The organism is Blautia sp. DFI.3.45 (genome assembly GCF_020593505.1).
GTDB classification, from domain to species: Bacteria; Bacillota; Clostridia; order Lachnospirales; family Lachnospiraceae; genus Blautia_A; species Blautia_A wexlerae.
In genome coordinates this window covers 1-1,738 of the sequence record NZ_JAJDMI010000114.1, presented here as the reverse complement: position 1 = coordinate 1,738, position 1,738 = coordinate 1, and the positions used below count along the sequence as shown (strand labels likewise).

The following is a 1,738-nucleotide window of genomic DNA, read 5'->3' as shown; positions in this document are numbered from 1 at the left end:
TCAGATATATTCTGTTTTATGATAGCAGAAAACTGGAATTCACAGTTCTTCCATCCTTCCCATCTTCAGCGCCATAACAAGAGTTCCGGCTGCCATCACAAAGACACCAATTTCAATCACATAGATGGGAAGAAGCGCCGGACCTGCCACGGCAAAGAAGTCCACGATAAAATGAATCCCATATGCAAGAACCGCTGTAAAAGCCGCTGTCCTGCATTTGCCTGCCTTTACCGCCTGGTAGATCAGCAGTGACAACCCGATATGCAGAATGATGGCACTGATTCTTTCGATTCCGCTTACAAAAAAGAGTGGTGCCGGTGTTGTCCATAGGGCCGACAGTTGTGACACGGTCTGGTTTGCAGACTCAGCAGGAAGTGCCGCCAGCGTATTCTGCATGGCTCCGCTGTTGATCATCAGCATGGACACAAGATTGCTGATTCCGGAGAGTCCTCCGATTAGAATGGCCTCCACACCGCCATGCCCGATTCCATACATCAGTGCATTTGGAAAATCCAGCCATTTCTTCATCCAGAACTTCATGGCAATCAGTCTTCCGGTCTCTTCAAAAACCGCTGCAGCCAAAGCCGCGTACACATAGTAAAGCCATGGCCTGCTCTGTGCGTTCAGTCCGCAGAACTGAATGACAAGAACATGCAGCTGCTGTTCCAACAGCATGGCAAACAGCAGATAGGTTCCTGCTCCGATAAAGAACGAGGAAATCCTTGCCTTAAGCTTCACCCTTCCTGCAATGAACAAAGCAATCGGTACCCCCATCGAGAGGACAACGGAGCAGATAACTCCCGCTATCGCCAGACCTGATATTGTGTTCAATTCCATCTTTATACCTCCCTGATTCTCAAAAAATTCCTTTATTGTATTTGAACTGTCCATACAATATAAAGCCTAATCCGACAATAACTGCTGGAAGAATGATATAATCTATAATTATTTCACTCCAAAACGAAACAATAAAACCTAATACAAGAGATATTCCTATAATCAGCGTTCCTGTGCCGACTGTTTTTCCATACTTTGGTATATCTTCTTCCTTTACTTTTCGCCTGTTATAAGAGTGAATTGTGCTGATATTGCCTTTGATATTTACAATTCCCACAACAGATATGAACACTCCCAAAATCAACATTATAATATTTTCCATAATGACCTCCTAAAAATAGAATAGTTCCTCAAATTTTTTGTCCAATGCAATACAAAGAATTAGAGCCAATTTTGCAGTTGGATTAAACTGTCCTGTTTCAATAGAACTAATGGTATTTCTTGATATCCCTACCATTTCTGCAAGCTGAGCTTGAGAAAGATTTGCTTCTGTGCGAACTTCCTTTAAGTGATTTTTCAGTTGTAATTGTTCTTTCATATTCTCACCTCTAAAAGGTGGCTAACAAATCCAACAAATGCCAAAATGGAAAGCACAAAAAACAGAACGGTCAAGACCAAATCACTCTTTCGCTTCATTTTGATAAAACGAACTAACCATTGTGTTGCAATAATGCTGAAGTATATAACCCACGGACTGTAAATCATAGTATGAGCAAGCACAGAAGATAACAGCGAAAGCAAACAACACACTAAAGCACCAACTCTGCTTGCGTGACTTCCGGCTTGATATACCACTTCCATTTCAGCCAAGTCCTTATTGCGATGTTCTTTTCTGCTTGCATTTAAGATTTCGTCCTTTTTCATAAAAACACCTCCATACCAAGTTTTCTTTGCATATTTT

Annotated in this window: 4 protein-coding genes; all 4 read right to left on the bottom strand. The window is 41.7% G+C overall.

Annotated elements, in window-relative coordinates; genetic code table 11:
- Positions 1-39: 39 nt before the first annotated feature.
- Positions 40-837, bottom strand: a complete 798-nt coding sequence (locus LJE09_RS17110) for a YhfC family intramembrane metalloprotease (RefSeq protein WP_227311593.1) — start codon at positions 835-837, stop codon at positions 40-42.
- Between the two features lie 19 nt (positions 838-856).
- The gene (locus tag LJE09_RS17105; protein ID WP_008121271.1) at positions 857-1,159 is read right to left on the bottom strand and encodes a hypothetical protein; all 303 of its coding nucleotides are present in this window, start codon (positions 1,157-1,159) and stop codon (positions 857-859) included.
- Between the two features lie 9 nt (positions 1,160-1,168).
- Complete coding sequence (locus LJE09_RS17100; protein WP_008705293.1) at positions 1,169-1,375, bottom strand: helix-turn-helix transcriptional regulator; 207 nt, start codon at positions 1,373-1,375, stop codon at positions 1,169-1,171.
- On the bottom strand, positions 1,372-1,738 hold a 367-nt coding region (locus LJE09_RS17095), incomplete at its 5' end, for a DUF6442 family protein (protein WP_227311592.1). The genes LJE09_RS17095 and LJE09_RS17100, both read right to left, overlap by 4 nt.

Excerpts from the sequence above, each read along its gene's own strand:
- LJE09_RS17110 (WP_227311593.1), bottom strand. The coding sequence starts at position 837 with ATGGAATTGAACACAATATCAGGTCTGGCGATAGCGGGAGTTATCTGC.
- LJE09_RS17105 (WP_008121271.1), bottom strand. The coding sequence starts at position 1,159 with ATGGAAAATATTATAATGTTGATTTTGGGAGTGTTCATATCTGTTGTG.
- LJE09_RS17100 (WP_008705293.1), bottom strand. The coding sequence starts at position 1,375 with ATGAAAGAACAATTACAACTGAAAAATCACTTAAAGGAAGTTCGCACA.